19 protein-coding genes and 1 other annotated feature are annotated in these 18,364 nt (G+C 26.6%); of the genes, 15 read left to right on the top strand and 4 right to left on the bottom strand.

All coding sequences use genetic code 11. The annotated features are described in order from the left end of the window. Positions 1-24: 24 nt before the first annotated feature. Positions 25-585, bottom strand: a complete 561-nt coding sequence (locus I2A66_RS00815; RefSeq protein ID WP_122638359.1) for a TetR/AcrR family transcriptional regulator — start codon at positions 583-585, stop codon at positions 25-27. A gap of 238 nt (positions 586-823) precedes the next feature. Here I2A66_RS00815 and I2A66_RS00820 point away from each other — a divergent pair, with 238 nt between their 5' ends. The 11 genes from I2A66_RS00820 (at position 824) to asnB (ending at position 11,175) form a co-directional block, all read left to right on the top strand. Then, positions 824-1,666, top strand: a complete 843-nt coding sequence (locus I2A66_RS00820) for a DegV family protein (RefSeq protein ID WP_122638358.1) — start codon at positions 824-826, stop codon at positions 1,664-1,666. Between the two features lie 62 nt (positions 1,667-1,728). Next, positions 1,729-1,970 (top strand) — a binding site (T-box leader). A 75-nt stretch (positions 1,971-2,045) separates the two neighbouring features. After that, on the top strand, positions 2,046-2,744 hold the full coding sequence (locus tag I2A66_RS00825) for a 5'-methylthioadenosine/adenosylhomocysteine nucleosidase (protein ID WP_147515592.1): 699 nt from the start codon (positions 2,046-2,048) through the stop codon (positions 2,742-2,744). A 13-nt stretch (positions 2,745-2,757) separates the two neighbouring features. Continuing rightward, positions 2,758-3,762 (top strand): tryptophan--tRNA ligase, encoded by a 1,005-nt coding sequence (gene trpS, locus I2A66_RS00830; protein ID WP_122638356.1) that lies wholly within the window; start codon positions 2,758-2,760, stop codon positions 3,760-3,762. Positions 3,763-3,874: 112 nt separating this feature from the next. Beyond that, entirely contained in the window at positions 3,875-4,267 is a 393-nt protein-coding gene (locus tag I2A66_RS00835; protein ID WP_122638355.1) for a DUF5665 domain-containing protein, read from the top strand. An 11-nt stretch (positions 4,268-4,278) separates the two neighbouring features. Continuing rightward, a complete protein-coding gene (locus tag I2A66_RS00840; RefSeq protein ID WP_122638354.1) occupies positions 4,279-4,779 on the top strand; it encodes a TraR/DksA C4-type zinc finger protein in 501 nt (166 codons plus the stop codon). 25 nt (positions 4,780-4,804) lie between these two features. Next, positions 4,805-5,599 (top strand): polysaccharide deacetylase family protein, encoded by a 795-nt coding sequence (locus I2A66_RS00845; protein WP_122638353.1) that lies wholly within the window; start codon positions 4,805-4,807, stop codon positions 5,597-5,599. Between the two features lie 65 nt (positions 5,600-5,664). Then, positions 5,665-6,117, top strand: a complete 453-nt coding sequence (gene lspA / locus I2A66_RS00850) for a signal peptidase II (RefSeq protein ID WP_147515590.1) — start codon at positions 5,665-5,667, stop codon at positions 6,115-6,117. After that, the gene (locus I2A66_RS00855; RefSeq protein ID WP_122638351.1) at positions 6,117-7,028 is read left to right on the top strand and encodes an RluA family pseudouridine synthase; all 912 of its coding nucleotides are present in this window, start codon (positions 6,117-6,119) and stop codon (positions 7,026-7,028) included. Before lspA ends, I2A66_RS00855 begins: the two co-directional genes overlap by 1 nt. A gap of 231 nt (positions 7,029-7,259) precedes the next feature. Beyond that, positions 7,260-7,793 carry a bifunctional pyr operon transcriptional regulator/uracil phosphoribosyltransferase PyrR gene (gene pyrR, locus I2A66_RS00860; protein ID WP_122638350.1) on the top strand — a complete coding sequence of 178 codons (534 nt, stop codon included), beginning with the start codon at positions 7,260-7,262 and terminating at the stop codon, positions 7,791-7,793. 111 nt (positions 7,794-7,904) lie between these two features. After that, a complete protein-coding gene (locus I2A66_RS00865; RefSeq protein ID WP_122638349.1) occupies positions 7,905-9,149 on the top strand; it encodes a uracil-xanthine permease family protein in 1,245 nt (414 codons plus the stop codon). 181 nt (positions 9,150-9,330) lie between these two features. Further along, positions 9,331-11,175 (top strand): asparagine synthase (glutamine-hydrolyzing), encoded by a 1,845-nt coding sequence (gene asnB / locus I2A66_RS00870; RefSeq protein WP_195250788.1) that lies wholly within the window; start codon positions 9,331-9,333, stop codon positions 11,173-11,175. Positions 11,176-11,296: 121 nt separating this feature from the next. Here the strand turns inward: asnB and I2A66_RS00875 are convergent, their stop codons facing one another. Further along, positions 11,297-11,560 carry a DUF1294 domain-containing protein gene (locus I2A66_RS00875; protein ID WP_122638347.1) on the bottom strand — a complete coding sequence of 88 codons (264 nt, stop codon included), beginning with the start codon at positions 11,558-11,560 and terminating at the stop codon, positions 11,297-11,299. Positions 11,561-11,722: 162 nt separating this feature from the next. Between I2A66_RS00875 and I2A66_RS00880 the strand changes: the two genes are divergently transcribed. Further along, positions 11,723-12,205, top strand: coding sequence for a flavodoxin family protein (locus tag I2A66_RS00880; protein ID WP_147515589.1), 483 nt, complete (start codon positions 11,723-11,725; stop codon positions 12,203-12,205). 53 nt (positions 12,206-12,258) lie between these two features. On the opposite strand, the gene I2A66_RS00885 is transcribed toward I2A66_RS00880, so the two are convergent. Further along, entirely contained in the window at positions 12,259-12,594 is a 336-nt protein-coding gene (locus I2A66_RS00885) for a hypothetical protein (protein WP_147515588.1), read from the bottom strand. Between the two features lie 233 nt (positions 12,595-12,827). On the opposite strand from I2A66_RS00885, the gene I2A66_RS00890 reads away from it, so the two are divergent. From I2A66_RS00890 to I2A66_RS00900, 3 genes are all read left to right on the top strand, one after another. Next, positions 12,828-13,199, top strand: a complete 372-nt coding sequence (locus I2A66_RS00890; protein WP_122638344.1) for a BlaI/MecI/CopY family transcriptional regulator — start codon at positions 12,828-12,830, stop codon at positions 13,197-13,199. Positions 13,200-13,218: 19 nt separating this feature from the next. Next, positions 13,219-15,459, top strand: coding sequence for a M56 family metallopeptidase (locus I2A66_RS00895; protein WP_195250789.1), 2,241 nt, complete (start codon positions 13,219-13,221; stop codon positions 15,457-15,459). A 142-nt stretch (positions 15,460-15,601) separates the two neighbouring features. Then, positions 15,602-16,402: a MerR family transcriptional regulator gene (locus tag I2A66_RS00900; protein ID WP_195250790.1), complete on the top strand. Its 801-nt coding sequence runs from the start codon at positions 15,602-15,604 to the stop codon at positions 16,400-16,402. Positions 16,403-16,448: 46 nt separating this feature from the next. On the opposite strand, the gene I2A66_RS00905 is transcribed toward I2A66_RS00900, so the two are convergent. Next, positions 16,449-18,230 (bottom strand): Rqc2 family fibronectin-binding protein, encoded by a 1,782-nt coding sequence (locus I2A66_RS00905; protein ID WP_195250791.1) that lies wholly within the window; start codon positions 18,228-18,230, stop codon positions 16,449-16,451. Between the last annotated feature and the right edge of the window lie 134 nt (positions 18,231-18,364).

Genomic DNA, 18,364 nt, shown 5'->3' on the forward strand with positions numbered 1-18,364 from the left:
TAAAATAAATTTTAGACATCTTTTTTATATCCACTTATTTACTAAAAAACTAGCAACTTTTTCAAATGGAATTTCTTCTGTTTTTAATATACTTTGAACAACTAATCCATCTATTATTGAAATTAATAAAAATGAAAAAGCTTCAGAGTCATCAATATTTTCATGTAAATACTTATTTATATCTTCTTGTAAAGTTGTTCTCCACTGTATATATTTTAGTTTTATTCGTTCTCTTAATGGTTCATTTCCAGTTATAGCTTCACAAAGTAAATACATATGAATTCTTCCGGTAGAACCTATTGTTGATATTTTTCCCATAACAATATTAATAAGATCATCTTTAGAAGATTTATTTTCTATACTATATACACAATCTAATACAGCATCAGTAATTATCTTTAAATGATTATCAGCTATATCAAAGATTAAGTCATCTTTAGAAGCATAATGATAATACAATGTACCTTTACTTATACCTGCTGTTTTTGCAATATCAGATAAACTAGTATTTTTTATTCCGTTTTTAGTAATTAGATTTATAGCAATATTTAAGATATTTTCTTTCATATTTATATTAGATTTCATAAAATCAACCTTTCTTTATGGTTAAGCCTTAAGTAATTTATATTATAGATACGTATTATTTTAAAGTCAATAAACTAAAAACTTCAAAGTTTAAAGGGATTGACAATTAACCACAGGGGATATACAATAATAATAAGTAATCGGTCGACCGACCGACTGATTATTTACTATTAATATTAACACAAATAAAGAAAATAATCACTATAGTTTAAATAAATAATTAAGAGAGGTAAGTAAAATGAGTAAAATAAAAATACTAGTTGATGGTGGGTGCGATTTGCCTCAAGAAATTTTAAAAAAGTATGATATAAATGTAGTAGGTTTAAATGTATCTTTTGGTAATGATGAAAGTTTTATTGCAGGGGAAGAAATAGATAATGAAACTTTTTACAAGAGAATGGGTGAAATGAAGGAATTACCTAAAACATCTTGCCCATCACCAGATAGATTTTTAGAAGCATACAAAGGTGAAGGAGATATATTATTATTATCTGTAAGTTCTAAATTATCAGGAACATATAGTAGTGCTAAATTAGCAAAAGATATGTATGACAGTGATTTTGCCGATAAGAAGATAGAAATTATAGACACACTAAATGGATCTATAGGTCAAGGTTTATTAGCAATAAAAGCAGCAGAATTAGTTTTACAAGGAAAATCACTAGAAGAAATAGTAGAAGAAATTGAAAAAATAAAAGATGATGTTATATTTTATGGAACATTAGAAACTTTAGAAAATGCTATAAAAGGTGGAAGAATTAATCCTCTTGCAGGTAAAATAATAAACACATTAAATCTTAAAGCAATAGTGCAAATAACTGAAGGTGTTGTAAAGCCTATAGATAAAGCTAGAGGTTTAAATAATAGTTTAAAGAAGGTTCTTGAATATATAGATAAAAACTTAGAAAATGTAGAAGATAAAACTATAATTATAGGGCATGCGCATTGTAGTGATAAAGCTATTAAAATAAAAGAAGTTTTAGCAAATAAATATAATGCAAAAAAAATAATTATAAGTGAAGTGGGTCCTGTTATGGGAACATATGCTTCACAAGGAGCTATATTAGTAAGTTACTTGTAATTTTTAAATCACAGTCTTGACAATTCTTCCAGGAAATCATATTATAAAAATAAATATAATATGAAAATCCAAAGAAAAGAATTAGTAGCTAAATAAAGCTTCAATACAGAGAGTAGAGAAACGGTGAGATCTTTACATGAAAAGTTTAGTGAATGGATCTTAGAGGAATTAAGTTAAATATAATAAATTTATTATAGAGTAGCTGATATCGTGACTGCACGTTATAGCAGGTTTAAGAGATACATAATAGTATTTAGATTATGTATAAATTAGGTGGTACCGCGGAAATAAATCCGTCCTATTAAATTTAATAGGACGGATTTTTTATTATGAAATTTAGAAGTTATCTAAATAAGCAGAAAATTTTAGGAGGATTAAGATGAACATAATAGGTATAATAGGTGCAATGGATGAAGAAGTAAGTATATTAGTAGAACTTATGGACATAGAAAAAGTAGTTGAAAAAGCAAGTTTAAAATTCCATAAGGGAACATTAGAAGGAAAAAATATAGTATTAGTTAAATGTGGTATAGGAAAAGTAAATGCCGCTTTATGTACTCAAATACTAATAAGTGAATTTAATGTTGATGTAGTAGTTAATACAGGAGTTGCAGGAGCACTTCATAGTGAATTAGACGTTCAAGATATAGTAATATCAACAGATGCTATACAACATGATATGGATACTACTGCATTTGGAGATAAAAAAGGTGTAATACCAAGAATGGAAAGCTCAACATTTATAGCTGATCAAATGCTTATAGATGCAGCATATGAATCATCAATTAAGGAATCTAAAGGAAATAAGGTTTTAAAAGGAAGAGTAGTATCAGGTGATATATTTGTAAGCTCTAAAGAATTAAAAGATGAGTTAATAAGTGAATTTGACGCTTATTGTGCAGAAATGGAAGGTGCAGCAATTGCTCATGTTTGTACTTTAAATGCTACTCCATTTGTAATAATAAGAGCTATGTCTGATAAGGCAGATGGAAGTGCAGATGTTACGTATGATGAATTTGTAGTAGAAGCTGCTCATAGATCTAAAGATATAGTATTAAATATGTTAAAGTCATTATAATTGGAGGATAAATATGAGTGAAAAAAAAGTAATATTTAGTGGTATACAACCATCAGGAAAGCTAACACTTGGAAATTATTTAGGTGCATTAAGAAACTTTCCAAAGTTTCAAGATGACTACGATTGCTATTACAGTATAGTTGATTTACATGCTATAACAGTTCCTCAAGAAGCTAAGGATTTAAGAGCAAATACATTAGAAATATTAGCTCAATATTTAGCTTGTGGACTTGATCCAGAAAAAAATACTATATTCATACAATCACATGTAAGTGCACATACTGAACTTATGTGGATATTAAATACAATGACTTATATGGGTGAGTTAAGTAGAATGACTCAATTTAAAGATAAGTCTCAAAAAAGTGAAGCAAACTTAAACGCTGGTTTATTTACATATCCAGTACTAATGGCTGCAGATATACTTTTATATCAAACAGAGTTAGTTCCAGTTGGAGAAGATCAAAAACAACATCTAGAACTTGCTCGTGATTTAGCATCTAGATTTAATAATAGATATTCGCCAACATTTAAAATACCAGAAGGTTATATACCTAAAGAAGTTGGTAGAGTAATGAGCTTACAAGAACCTAATAGGAAAATGAGTAAGTCAGACTCTAATGAAAATGCATATATATTATTATGTGATGATCCAGATACTATAAGAAGAAAGATAAAAAGAAGTGTTACAGATTCAGAAGGTGTTGTAAGATACTGTGATGAACAACCAGGAATAAAAAATCTTATAGATATATATACTCAATTAGGCAATAAAACTGTTGATGAAATTGTAGCTATGTATGAAGGAAAAGGATATGGAGAATTTAAAGCTGATTTAGCAGAAGTTGTAGTAGATGCTTTAAATCCAATAAGAGAAAGATACTTAGAACTTCTTAAAGATAAAGCATACTTAGAAGAAGTATATGCTAAAGGTGCAGCAAAAGCTGAAAGACAAGCTAGAAAAACTTTAAGAAAGGTATATAAAAAAGTAGGATTAATAGAAAGAAAATTTATATAAATTCATAAAAAAATAGTCACTATTTAAGTGGCTATTTTTTGTTGTGTATTTTTATTAATGATTTATCACATAATAAATTTGAATTATATGTTTCATAAAAGGATGTGAAAGTATGAGGCATAAAAAGTATGAAACTGAAAAAAATCATAATGAAGAAAATCCAACATACATAAGTATGAAAAAACTTGATGAAATAATTAATGAAATGTATATATCTGATAATCCAAAAGAAGATTTAGGTCTTATAAAAAGATACTTAGAAAGACTTATGTTAATTATTGAAAGAAGCAGAATTAGAGAATACATGATGCTTACTGATAGTAAAAGAAGATTATTTCTTATAAATTTTATTGCAGGCTTAGGGAAAGGTTTTGGTCAAGCTATAGGATTTTCAGTTCTTGCAGCTTTATTATTTTATTTACTAGCTAGTTGGATAGATTTACCTATAATAGGAGCATATATAGCTAAATTATTAAATGTAGTTGATAATTATAGAAATAAATAGAGGTGAAAAGTATGGATATGAATAAATATAAAGAACAATTGTTAAAAGAAAAAAATAATTTGACTAAATTAATAACAGATATGCAAGATAATACTTTATTTGGAAACACAGAAAAACATACTAGTGAAAGATATAGTTCAGGAGAATTATCAGCTTATGATAATCATCCAGCAGACTTTGCAACAGAAGTATTTATGAATGATATGCAAAATAGTTTAACAATACATGAACAAGGTAGATTATATCAAGTAAATAAAGCTTTAGATAAAATAGAAAATGGAACTTATGGGGTATGTGAGATTTGTAATCAGAAAATTGATTCTGATAGATTAGATTTACTACCAGATACATCTTTATGTTCTGAGTGTGCAAAAACTCATGATAATCTACCTCCAGACACAAAACATGTAGATTTAAACTTTGTAAATAAAGGATGCGATTTTTATTCAGAGGATTTAAAAGATTTAACTGATTTAAATAAAAATGGATTATATCACGACAAGGAGTATTAAGTTTATCAGAAAAGAGGTTTAAAAAATGAAACAAAAGACAGGTATACTACTAATTGGATTATTATTAATATTTATAGGATATTATGTAAAGTCAGATTCTTTAAATTCAAAAGAAGTTTTAAATTTAAATGAGGAAAATTATGAAACAACGGATGATATAACAAGAGACTATAAAGATATTATTATAAAAAAAGGGAATGATGAAGAAAAAGTAGTTGCATTGACTTTTGATGATGGGCCAGATGAAGTTTATACACCTCAAATATTAGATATATTGAAAAAAAATGATGTAAAAGCAACCTTCTTCTTAGTCGGTGAAAATGCAAAATTACTACCAGACTTAGTAAAAAGAGAGTTTGATGAAGGTCATGAAATAGGAAATCATACTTTTACTCATATTGACGTAGCTAAGATGAGTTATGATACTGTTTATAATGAAATTAATAAAACTCAAGAAATGATAAAAGAAATAACAGGTGTTGAACCCAAATTATTTAGACCGCCATATAGAGCTATAAGTAGAAATATGTGTGATATAATAAAAAATAAAAATATGAATATAGTATTATGGTCAAATTTAGATCCAAGAGATTGGTCTAATCCAGGTGTTTATAGTATAGTAAATACTATTGAAACTAAAGTTAAAAATGGAAATATAATATTACTACATGATTATAATGGAGTAAGAAGAGCAAAATCTCAAACAGTACAAGCGTTAGAAATTGTTGTACCATATCTTAAAGAAAAAGGATATAAATTTGTTACTGTATCAGAATTAATAGATCATTTAAATAAAAAAGAACCAGAAACTCAAAACTAGGCTTCCATTTAGGAAGTCTTTTTATGTATAATTATACTTATAATACTTTTAGGAGGACAATAATATTGATTTATGAAATAATAATAGCTATATTAATAGGTTTAGATCAACTTTCTAAATATTTTGCTCTAAACTATTTAAAAGATATGGGTAGTATTCCAATTATACAAAGTATATTTCACCTTACTTATGTAGAAAATAGAGGTGCAGCATTTGGAATGTTCCAAAATAATCAAATTATATTTATAATAGTAGCAAGTATAGCCTCAATATTTGGACTATATTATCTACATAAAAAGAATATGCATATAGTAGGTAAAGTTGGTATTTTACTTATAATTTCTGGTGCAATTGGGAATCTAATAGATAGAGTAAGATTAGGATTTGTAGTAGATTATTTTGATTTTAGAATAATATGGGAATATGTATTTAATGTAGCAGACGTATTTGTAGTAGTAGGTACAGTATTGTTATGTATATATATATTATTTTTTGAAGATAAAGAGATGGTGAAGTAATGGAAGAAATAAGACAGTTTTTAGTAGGCGAAGAAGAAGAAGGAGATAGACTAGATGTATATCTATCTGAACAATTAGGTGATATGTCTAGAAGCTATATTCAAAAGATAATTAAAGATAAAAAAGTTGAAGTAAATGGAAAAGTAGAGAAGGCCAAATATTTAGTTAAAGAAGAGGATAGTATAAAGATAGAAATACCAGCACCTAAATTATTAGAAGTTATTCCCCAGGACATACCTATAGATATTGTTTATGAAGATGATGATGTATTAATAGTAAATAAGCCTCAGGATATGGTTGTTCATCCAGCACCTGGAAATTATGATAATACATTAGTAAATGCAATATTATATCATTGCAAAGATAAATTATCATCTATAAATGGTGTTATAAGACCAGGTATAGTTCATAGAATAGATAAGGATACTTCAGGACTTTTAATGATAGCTAAAAATAATAATGCTCATAATAGTTTAGCTGAGCAATTAAAGGATCATTCAATAACAAGAGAATATGAATTTATATGTCATGGTGTAGTAAAAGAAGATAAAATAACTGTTGATAAACCTTTAGGAAGAAATCCTAAGGATAGATTAAAAATGGCAGTTGTAAAAGATGGAAAACGAGCAGTGACACATTTTGAAGTAGTAGAAAGATTTGAAAACTTTACTCATATGAGAGCAAGGCTTGAAACTGGGAGAACTCACCAAATAAGAGTTCATGCACTTTCTATAAATCACCCACTTTTAGGAGACCCAATATATGGACCTAAAAATACTAAGTTTAAGTTAAATGGTCAAACTTTACATGCTAAAAAGTTAGGATTTATACATCCTAAAAGTAATGAGTATATAGAGTTTAACTCTGAACTTCCAGAATACTTTAAAGATATAATTAAAAAACTAAAGTAACTTTATGTGCACATGAATGAAACTATAAAAAACTTGCAAATAATTAAAATGCAATTTATAATGGATAGTAACAAGTTTAAATATGAAATACCTTTAATTGATACAGAGATATCATAAGGCAACTATTAAGTATGTATTACTTAGTTTACTTTGTAATATACCGCTTCTTGTCTTATGATAGGAAGCTTTTTTTATGATTTATACTAAGTGATTAGCCTAGGAGGATAAGAAATGAAAGAAAAAGCAACACTAATGGATGAAAAAGCTATAGGTAGAGCTATAACAAGAATAAGCCATGAAATAATTGAAAAAAACAAAGGTATAGAAGATGTTGTATTGGTAGGTATAAAAACTAGAGGTGTACCAATAGCTAACAGAATTTCTAAAAAGATAGAACAAATAGAAGGTAAATCAGTTAACACAGGTGAAGTAGATATAACTTTATATAGAGATGATTTAAAAAAAGTTGATATAGACCCTATAGTTAATGGTTCAAATATAAATTTTGATATAAATGATAAAATAGTAATATTAGTAGATGATGTACTTTATACAGGAAGAACTGTAAGATCAGCATTAGATGCTATTATGGATGTAGGAAGACCTAAATCAATTCAGCTTGCAGTATTAGTAGATAGAGGTCATAGAGAATTGCCTGTAAGAGCAGATTATGTTGGGAAAAATGTACCAACATCAAAGTCAGAAGTTATATCTGTAAAGTTAGTAGAAACTGATGAAGAAGATTCAGTAACTATTAAAGGATAATAACATAATATAAAAATAAAATTAAAGAAGGTTTTATATTGCCTTTTAATTCAGTACAGAGAGACTGAAAAAGGGAGAATAGTTCTCCCTAAAAAAATTTGGGAGGTTTTTATGAAGAAATTAATCATGTCATTTCAACACTTATTAGCAATGTTTGGAGCTACAGTTTTAGTTCCATTATTAACTGGTTTTGACCCATCAGTAGCAGTATTTTGTGCAGGTTTAGGAACTTTAATTTTCCACTTCTGTACAGAACGTAAGGTTCCAGTATTTTTAGGATCAAGTTTTGCATTTATACCAGTCATAATAGCTGCTAAAGATGCTAACGGAGGAGATTTAGCATATGCACAAGGTGGTATAATGGTAGCCGGATTAGTATATGTATTACTTTCACTATTAGTTAGATATGTAGGTGCAGAAAAGATTAAAAAATATTTTCCACCTCAAGTTACAGGAGCAATGATAGCAGTAATCGGATTAAATTTAATACCAAGTGCATATAACATGGCTGTAACAAATATAATGATAGCTACATTAACTTTAGGTATAGCTATATGTATAAACGTATTCGGTAAAGGATTTATAAAGCAAATAGGAATATTAATTGCTGTAGTTGTAGGATATTTAGTATGTTACTTTACAGGATTAGTTGATACATCAACAATAACAAGTGCAGGTTTATTCCAAGTTCCAAACTTTACATTACCAAAGTTTAGTTTAGAAGCAATAGTTATAATAGCACCAGTAGTATTAGCGGTATTTATGGAGCATATAGGAGATATGACTACTAATGGAGCAGTTGTAGGTAAAAACTTTTTAGAAAATCCAGGTCTACACAAAACATTACTTGGAGATGGTTTAGCTACTATAGTAGCAGGATTCTTAGGTGGGCCAGCAAATACAACTTATGGAGAAAATACAGCAGTACTTGCAATAACTAAAAACTATGACCCAGCAAACTTAAGACGTACAGCAGTAATAGCTATACTTCTTGCTTGTGTAGGAAAATTTGGAGGTTTCCTTCAAAGTATACCTCAGGCAGTAATGGGAGGAATAAGTTTAATGTTATTCTCTATGATAACTTTTGTAGGATTAAAAACTATAAAGGATAGTAAATGCTCAGAGAATAAGAATAATATAATAATAATTGCAACTATACTAGTAATAGGTCTAGGAACTACTTACTTAGATGGTAAAGGAATATCAATCGGTATACCTATAACTCAAAGTGTTAAAATAACAGGATTAAGTCTAGCAGCAATAATAGGTATAATCTTAAATAGATTATTAAATAATGACCAATTTAAAACTGAAAAAACAAAAGTTAGCATGAAAGTTTCTAGTGCTAATAACTAAAATAGAAAACGCAAAATTTAGAATTTAAAGTCTAGATTTTGCGTTTTTATTTATATATATATATAATTTAATTATTAAGAAAATGTAACAAATTGTAAAAATAAGGGAAAATATGATATACTATAGCTTTGCAAACAGAATATTATATAACAAAAACTTAAACATAGAGGGGGAGATATGTATGTGTGGATTTGTTGGATTTGTTAGCAAATCAAATAATAAGGAATATATATTAAAGGGTATGTTAGATGCTATAATACATAGAGGTCCAGATCAAACTGGTGAATTTATAAATGAGGATGTAGCATTAGGCTTTAGAAGACTTAGCATAATAGATGTAGCTCATGGAGCTCAACCTTTATTTAATGAAGATAAAAGTATAGCATTAGTATTTAATGGTGAAATATACAATTATCAAGAGCTAAGAGATGAATTAATACAAAGAGGGCATATATTTAAAACTAATACAGATAGTGAGGTTCTAGTACATTCTTATGAAGAATATAAAGAAGATATGGTACATAAGCTTAGGGGAATGTTTGCTTTTGTAATTTTCGATATTAAAAATAAGAAATTATTTGGTGCAAGAGATCATTTTGGTATAAAACCTTTTTATTACACTACTTTGGTAGGAAAAGGTGAAAAATCATTCTTATTTGGATCAGAGATAAAAAGTTTTTTAAAACATCCAGATTTCGTAAAAGAAGTAAATAAAGATGCTTTAAAACCCTATCTAACGTTCCAATATTCAGTTTTAAATGAAACTTTCTTTAAAGGAGTATTTAAACTTCCACCAGCTCATTACTTTACTTATGAAAATGAAAAGATGGAAATAAAAAGATACTGGGATATCAATTTTGATGAAAAAGAAAATACATTAGAAAATTATATAAATGAAGTTAAGCATATAGTTAATCAATCTGTAGAAGTTCATAAAAATAGTGAAGTTCCTTTAGGTTCATTTTTATCTGGTGGAGTAGATTCTAGTTATATAACTAGTGTTTTAATGCCACAAAAAACTTTTTCAGTTGGATTTGAGCAAGATAAGTTTAATGAATCTAATTTAGCAAAAGACTTATCTAATATGCTTGAAATAGAAAATTTAAGTAAAATTATAAGTGCTGACGAGTGTTTTGATAAACTGGATTGTATTCAATATCATATGGATGAGCCACAAGCAAATCCATCATCAATTCCATTATACTTCTTATCTGAGTTAGCAAGGAAACACGTTACAGTGGTTTTATCAGGAGAAGGTGCAGATGAACTATTTGGTGGTTATGAATGGTATGATGAAACTCCAGTCATGAAAAAATATAAGAAAGTTCCTAAACCTTTAAGAAAATCACTAGCTAAGCTGGTTAAGAATAAACCGTATTTTAAAGGTAAAATGTTAATGGTTAAAGGAGGAAGTAATGTTGAAGATTACTTTATAGGACAAGCTTTTATTTTTGAAGAAGATGAAGCAAAAGATATACTAAGCAAAGAATATTCTCAATCACCGTCAATAAAAGATATAACTAAACCTATATATGAAAAGGTAAAAGATAAAGATGATTTAACTAAGAAACAATATTTAGATTTAAATCTTTGGTTACCGGGGGATATATTATTAAAAGCAGATAAGATGAGTATGGCACATTCTTTAGAATTAAGAGTTCCTTTTTTAGATAAAGAGGTTATGAATGTTGCTGAAGATATACCTAGAGACTATCGAGTTAATGATGAAAATACTAAATATGTTTTAAGAAAAGCAGCTAATGAAGTACTTCCAGATGAATGGGCCAAAAGAGAGAAAAAAGGATTCCCTGTTCCAATAAGAGAGTGGCTAAAAGAAGAAAAATATCATAGAATAGTAAAAGAATCTTTTGAGAGTGATTATGCTAGAGAATTTTTCGATACTACCAAGATAGTAAAATTACTAGAAAATCATTATAATGGAAATGAGAATAATGCAAGGAAGATTTGGGTAATATATACATTTTTAGTATGGTATAAAAGATTTTTTATAGATAAAGATAAATAAATAGCATTATAAATTAAAGCTATAAACAGTAGATAAAAGGTTAAAATGTACTTAGATAAGGTCATATTTTAAAAAATCTATTGTTTATAGCTTTTTAATTTTAATAAAAATAAATAATAAATTATATATAAAACATAGATATTAAAGCTATTTGAATAAGAAGTATAAAAGTAAATCCAATCGTAAATTTAGTATGTTTTGTCTTATGTCTGAATAAGTACATTCCCAACAAAGAACCAACACTACCACCTATATAAGCAATAGTGAATAAAGTGGATTCACGAATTCGCCATTGATTTTTTATAGCTCTCATCTTATCTATATACATTAAAATAAATCCTATTATATTAATTGTAAAAATATAGTATAAAAATAAATTATTCATATAATCTCCTCAAAAAAGTTAATAATTAGCATATATTATGATTATAATTTAAAGTAGTGGTATTTAATAGAAATTTATATATATATAAAATGAAATTTTGCATACAAAGGATATATTTATTCTATTTGATAAACATTAGCAAAGCAAAAGGAGGTATGTATTGTGAAAAACTTAGTTGTCTATTTTTCATTAGAAGGAAATACAAAATTAATAGCAGAAATAATTGCAAAAGAGTTAAATGCAGATATTATGGAATTAAGAACAAAAAAAGAATTTCCTAAAAAAGGCTTAAAAAAATACTTTTGGGCAAGTAAAAGTGTAATTTTCAGAGAAAATCCAATACTTATAAATAAATATATAGATTTAAATCAATATGATAATATATTTTTAGGTTCACCCATATGGGTTGGAACTTATGCATCACCATTTAATACATTTATTAGAGATTATAAAATATATAATAGAAATATAGGATTATTTGCTTGTAGTGGTGGGGGTAGCACTAAAAAATGTTTTGATGAATTTAAAAAAATGCTTAAATGGAATAACTTTGTTGGAGAAATAGAATTTGTGGGGCCACTAAAAGTTGATAAAGAAAAGAACATTAAAAGTATAAAACAATGGATAAAAGGTCTTAATATATAAATTTATTAAAATAAAAAATAACTGCATGAAAATTTACATGCAGTTATTTTTATTTATTTATTATTATGCAATAGCAGTAAATAAGCACCTCCAGCTAAACTAGCATTATCTCCATCAATTCTTCCAACTAAGGACTGCTTAGAAACACCACTATATACATATCCATTTTCATCAACTTTACCAATAGGTGAATTTTTTGTTATATGGTTATGTACTATTCCGTTTTCATCAACTCTACCAATAGGAAAGTTATTTTTATTATATATAATATTGCTACAGACTTTGCCTACAGGACATTCATGATATAGATGATTATGAACTATACCACAAGAATCTAATCTTGCTACCCCACTGTAATTATAAGGAAAATTTACTATTGTACTTACCATAATATTTACACCAACCTTTTAAATAATATAAATTAAATTTATTTTTAGAAAACGTATTCTTTACTTATTTATATTAAAAATTAGACGACTTAATGTTAATACCTTTGCAAAAAGTATAAGAATATTGAATACATCAAAATACAAAATACATAAAACAATACACTTGACAAAGTATGGATTACAAGCGTAAGATTAAATAGACTTACAAATGTAATCCAATGGAGGTGTTAAAAATGAAAAATATGATACAAATATCAGAAAGTGAACTAGAAGTGATGAAAGTACTTTGGAATATAAAAAGTGGAACAAGCTCTCAAATAATAGAAAAATTAAGTACTATCACAGATTGGAAGCCCAAAACTATACAAACTTTAATTACAAGACTGGTAACAAAGGGAGCTTTAAAAGTAGATAAGAGCAATAAAAAGTCTTATATATATTATCCTAATATAGGTGAGGATGAATATAAAAATTTAGCAAGTAGTTCATTTTTAGAAAAGCTTTATAATGGATCTATAAATATGATGGTAGCTAGTTTTATAAAGAATAAAAAAATGTCTAAAGATGATATAGAAGAACTTAAAAATCTATTAGATGAAGATTAGATATGTATAGGGGTGTAAGATGAGTAAATTATGGAGTATTGTTCTAGAAGCATCTATACATGCAAGTATAGTAGGTATAGTAATTCTTTTAGTAAAGTGTATATTAAGAGATAAGATAAGTGGTAAATGGAGTTATTTACTATGGATGTTGCTTGTAATAAAATTAATAATTCCATTTGGTCCGCAAAGTAGCTTAAGTGTGTTTAATAAATTACCTATAAATATAAGTCAAATCAATAGCTATGATGAAAGTTTAGATATTTCTAAAAATGAATACACTGAAGGTTATGATATAGATGATATGACTTACAGTAGTAATACTGAAAATAATGTAATAATTAATGAAGAATCAACATTTACTACTAAGAAAGAGTTTAGAAATTCTAAAAGTGTAGTTTTTGATATTTTACCTTTAATATGGTTAGGAGGATTTATTACATCACTATTTGTAGCTGTATTTATGAATTTTGTATTAAATTATAACCTTAAAAAAGACAATAAAAATATAGATGAAAGATTAGAATTACTTTTAATAAAATGTAAAAATAATATGGGAATAAGGACTAATATAGATATAAGTATAAATGAAGATATTAGAACTCCTGGACTTTGCAAAATAATAAAACCTAAAATCATATTTCCATATTCTATGATAGACCTAAATGATGATGAAGTAGAACATATATTATTGCATGAGTTATCTCATTATAAAAGATGTGATATTTTAGTTAATTATTTATTAATATTACTCCAATGTGTTCATTGGTTTAATCCATTGATATGGTATTTATTTAAAAAAATAAGAGAAGATATGGAATTAGCAACTGACGAAATGGTAGTAAAAGTATTAGATGAAAGTGAACATAAAAATTATGCTATGACTATTATAACTTTAATTGAAAGAGTAAATATAATTCCTAAAAATATAGGAATACTTGGAATGGCAGATAACAAAAAAATTCTTAAAAAAAGGATTAACATGATAAAAAAAGCTAAAATATTTAAAAATAGAAAAGTATTGATAAGTGTTATGGGTGTTAGTTGTATGTTGGTTTTAGGAACTATACTTTTAACAAGTAAAAGTGATTCAAAAGATGATATAGTAAAAGGAAATTTAGAAGGATTATTAGAATATAAAAATGCTTATGTTGGAAATGCAAGTAATATCAATAATTTGCTACAAAATTTAACTTTTGGCTGGGAGAAAGAAAGTATTGAGCTTAAAACAGATAAAGAACCATATGGAATAAGAGTATATTATAAATTAAAAGATATAAATAAATCAGAGCTAGAATATAAACTGTTTGTAAACTCAACAATAATATTTTCGTTAATAGATAACTTAGAAAATATAGAATATTACATATTAGATAAAAGTAGCCATAAAGAATCAGAATTAAAATATGAACTTAACTTTAATAAAAATGATGTAGAAAATGCTTTAGGAATTGATAGTATAAATAAATTTAATAAAAGTGAAGAAAGTTTTAATTTATTAATAGAAAAATTAAGTATATATAGACAAGTAGGAACTACTTTAGATGAAGCCATATCCAATACCATAAAAAAGTTTATGTATGATAATGATTTTGGAGGAGAGCTAGATTCAGAAGGTTATAAGATATTAGGAAGTAAAGAAAATAAAAATATAATTGAAACATATGTAGTATTTAATTATGGTAGTTTTGAATTTGAAAATGATGTTTTTTCTATTCTGACAAGGGCATATTGTGAAACTGTAGCAATAAAATTTAAAATAGGTGAAGATAATAAATATTACTTAATTGATTATAAAATACCTCTGGATGGTTCTTATTACTTAAGTTCTAGACAAGAGATATTCCCAGTTTATTTATGGTATAAAGTGATCAATACAGAAAAATATTTTAATGAATTATCTAAGCAACAAGAAAATCAGGCTAAAGAATACCTAAAAAGCATAAATAGAGAAGCTGATATTAATGTAGATGAAAATAGGATAGATGGAAAATATTCTAAAGAGTATCCAAGTATAAATGTAGAAGCACAAGATAAAATATATATGGTAGAAGAGTTATATACATACCCATCGTGGATAGGAACTAGAGAAGCAGTTATAGATGGGAAAAGATATAAATATGAAATGACTACCAAGAAAGATACTGATGGATACCATGTGATGATTTATAAAAAATATGATGAATATAAAAATTTGATAGAAGAACATAATTATAAGATTTATGATAATGATATAAAGGAAATAAAGCATATTATAAAGTGAATATAAAAAGCTGACAAAGATTAGCTATAGTTTAAAATGACCTATTTATAGGTCATTTTTTATTAAAAGTTAAAAATATTAAAAAAATGTTGACATTAACGTTACGTAAAAGTTTATCTTAATAGTAAGGAGGTAAGTTAATATGGAATATACAATAAATAATCTTTCAAAATTAGCAGGAGTAAGTACAAGAACTCTTAGATATTATGATGAAATAGGACTTTTAAAGCCTAAAAGAATAAGCTCATATGGATATAGGATATATGGAGAAGAAGAGGTTAATTTACTTCAGCAAATACTATTTTATAAAGAACTTGATTTACCTTTAGAAAAAATAAAATCTGTAATACATAGTGAAGAGTTTGATTGTGTAGAAGCACTACATGAGCATAAAAAAAATTTACTAGAAAGACAAAAGCAGATTGAAAAATTATTAAATAATATAGACCGAACGTTATTGTCGTTAAAAGGAGAAGAAGAAATGTCTAATAAAGAAAAATTTGAAGGTTTTAAAAAAGATATTATAAAGAAAAATGAAGAAAAGTATGGGAAAGAAATAAGAGAAAAATATGGAGATAAGAGAGTAAATAAAAGTAATAAAAAATTTGCAGGCTTAAGTGAAGAAGAATATAATGAAAGTGAAAGAATAAGAATTGAAATTAATGAAAAATTATTAGAAGCTATGAAGATAAATGATCCTTCAAATGAATTAGCTATGGAAGTTGTAAGGCTTCATAAGAAATGGTTAGAATACTTTGGAACTTATCCACCTCAAGCTCATTTAAATCTAGGGCAAATATATGTTGATGATCCAAGGTTCACAAAGTATTACGATGAAAATGTAAAACAAGGAGCTGCTAAATTCTTAAGCATGTCTATAGGAGCATTCTATAATGCAATATTTAATGAGAATACTTGGCAATGGGTAATTCAAGATAAATAAACTATAAAAAGTGTAAATCTTTAAATAAGATTTACACTTTTTATTATTAAATTTCTTTATTTTTTAATGATGCAACCATCTCTTCATTAGGATCTACATACATTGTATTATTAGTTTCATAAATTACCATACCAGGCTTAGAACCACTAGGTTTTTTAACATGTTTTTTCTTAGTATAATCAACTGGAACTTTACTAGAAGATTTAGCTTTACTAAAGTAAGCTGCTAGCATAGCACCTTCATATATAGTTTGTTCAGATATATCTTTACCAGCACATTTTATAATAACATGAGAACCAGGAATATTCTTAGTATGCATCCATATATCTTCTGGATCTGCGATTCTAAGTGTAAGGTGGTCATTTTGTTTATTATTTTTACCAACAAGTATTCTAATTCCTTCAGACGAAATAAATTCATGTGGTGAAGTAATTAGCTTTGCTATTTCTTTTTTAGATTTAAGCTTACCAGAAGCTTTAGAATATCCAAGTGAAACAAGTTCATCTTTTATATCTTGAAGTTCAGCTAAGTTTTCACAGTTTTCTATATTTAAAAGTATATTTTCCAAGTAATCTATTTCTTCTTTGTTTATAGCCATTTGAGAAGTTATTTCCTTTTTAGCTGTTTTTAATTTATTATACTTTTTGAAATATCTTTGTGAATTTTCAGAAGGTGTTAAATTTTTTCTAAGAGGAATAGTAACACTTTCATAATTAGGGTCATAGAAGTTTTGAACATCTATACTTTCCATTCCTTTTTGAATCATATAAATATAAGCAGTAAGGAGCTCACCCTTTATTTTGTAACTTTCTGCATTGTTAGCTTCTTCTAATTCTTCTGATTGTTTTTCCTGTTTATGGTAAAGTCTTTCAAGTTTTATTGAAATACTCTTCTTTAAATCAGAAGCACGTTGATGAATTCTATCTTTTATATCTTTATTTTTATAATAGTCTTCTAATACTGTAGACATACTTTTCTTATTAATAAATTTAAATTCATTATAAAGACTTAAATTTATACAACTAAAGTCAAGCACTCTATCTATTTTTTCGTTTAATACTATGCAAGGAGAAAATTTATTGTTTCTTATATCATTAAATAAGCTATTAAACTCATTAAATAAAGAGATTAATTCTTCATTAGATAAGTCGCTTATGTTGATTTTTTCATTTAATTTAGCTCTATAGCAAATCTCCTTAGAAATAACTGGACTTATACCTAAAAACTTAGAGTAAATACTCTTGAAAACAGGGCCATCATATGACTTTAATGCTTCAATAAACTCATCTTTAGAAATACTATTAAGGGGATTTAACTTATCTTGTGCAGGTGGTAATTCATAAGTAAGCCCAGGTAGTATTTGACGAACTCTACTTATACTAGTAGGAATTCTTTTTGCTGAATCTATAATTTTATTGTCCTCATTATGAGTAAGTATAATATTACTATGTCTACCCATAATCTCAATATAAATATCTTTTGTAGTTTTTTCCTTTAATTCATCTAAAGAATCAACGCTTATTTTTATGATTCTCTCAAATCCAACTTGAGAAATATCAACTATATTTCCACTTTGTATGTATTTTCTAAAAAGCATGCAAAACATAGGTGCTTTTTTCGGATTTTCTTTTTTATAATCATTAGCAATATAAACTCTAGGATTAGAAGAACTACAACTTAAAATAAGTTTATAATTTTCTTTATTATTTCTTATATATAAAACAATCTCATCATCTTCAGGTTGATGAACTTTATCAACCTTACCGCCAATAAGCTTGGAAGAAAGCTCATCAACTAGTGAGTGTATAACCAAACCATCTAAAGCCATAAAAACACTTCCCTTCATATTAATATTAATAAATTAATTATTACACATAATAACCACATTGTGAATAGTAACTAAGAATAATAACTAATATAAAAATCTTATATATTTTTTATTCTTTCTAAAAACTAATCTAC

The sequence above is a fragment of the Romboutsia sp. 1001713B170207_170306_H8 genome (assembly GCF_015550495.1).
Lineage (GTDB): Bacteria > Bacillota > Clostridia > Peptostreptococcales > Peptostreptococcaceae > Romboutsia_E.

What these genes read in the sequence shown, in the direction of transcription:
- I2A66_RS00825 (WP_147515592.1), top strand. Translation starts at nt 2,046, where the DNA reads ATGAACATAATAGGTATAATAGGTGCAATGGATGAAGAAGTAAGTATA.
- I2A66_RS00820 (WP_122638358.1), top strand. Translation starts at nt 824, where the DNA reads ATGAGTAAAATAAAAATACTAGTTGATGGTGGGTGCGATTTGCCTCAA.
- I2A66_RS00835 (WP_122638355.1), top strand. Translation starts at nt 3,875, where the DNA reads ATGAGGCATAAAAAGTATGAAACTGAAAAAAATCATAATGAAGAAAAT.
- I2A66_RS00865 (WP_122638349.1), top strand. Translation starts at nt 7,905, where the DNA reads ATGAAGAAATTAATCATGTCATTTCAACACTTATTAGCAATGTTTGGA.
- I2A66_RS00840 (WP_122638354.1), top strand. Translation starts at nt 4,279, where the DNA reads ATGGATATGAATAAATATAAAGAACAATTGTTAAAAGAAAAAAATAAT.
- I2A66_RS00895 (WP_195250789.1), top strand. Translation starts at nt 13,219, where the DNA reads ATGAGTAAATTATGGAGTATTGTTCTAGAAGCATCTATACATGCAAGT.
- I2A66_RS00875 (WP_122638347.1), bottom strand. Translation starts at nt 11,560, where the DNA reads ATGAATAATTTATTTTTATACTATATTTTTACAATTAATATAATAGGA.
- I2A66_RS00900 (WP_195250790.1), top strand. Translation starts at nt 15,602, where the DNA reads ATGGAATATACAATAAATAATCTTTCAAAATTAGCAGGAGTAAGTACA.
- I2A66_RS00815 (WP_122638359.1), bottom strand. Translation starts at nt 585, where the DNA reads ATGAAATCTAATATAAATATGAAAGAAAATATCTTAAATATTGCTATA.
- I2A66_RS00905 (WP_195250791.1), bottom strand. Translation starts at nt 18,230, where the DNA reads ATGGCTTTAGATGGTTTGGTTATACACTCACTAGTTGATGAGCTTTCT.
- trpS (WP_122638356.1), top strand. Translation starts at nt 2,758, where the DNA reads ATGAGTGAAAAAAAAGTAATATTTAGTGGTATACAACCATCAGGAAAG.
- I2A66_RS00885 (WP_147515588.1), bottom strand. Translation starts at nt 12,594, where the DNA reads ATGGTAAGTACAATAGTAAATTTTCCTTATAATTACAGTGGGGTAGCA.
- pyrR (WP_122638350.1), top strand. Translation starts at nt 7,260, where the DNA reads ATGAAAGAAAAAGCAACACTAATGGATGAAAAAGCTATAGGTAGAGCT.
- I2A66_RS00845 (WP_122638353.1), top strand. Translation starts at nt 4,805, where the DNA reads ATGAAACAAAAGACAGGTATACTACTAATTGGATTATTATTAATATTT.
- I2A66_RS00890 (WP_122638344.1), top strand. Translation starts at nt 12,828, where the DNA reads ATGAAAAATATGATACAAATATCAGAAAGTGAACTAGAAGTGATGAAA.
- asnB (WP_195250788.1), top strand. Translation starts at nt 9,331, where the DNA reads ATGTGTGGATTTGTTGGATTTGTTAGCAAATCAAATAATAAGGAATAT.
- I2A66_RS00855 (WP_122638351.1), top strand. Translation starts at nt 6,117, where the DNA reads ATGGAAGAAATAAGACAGTTTTTAGTAGGCGAAGAAGAAGAAGGAGAT.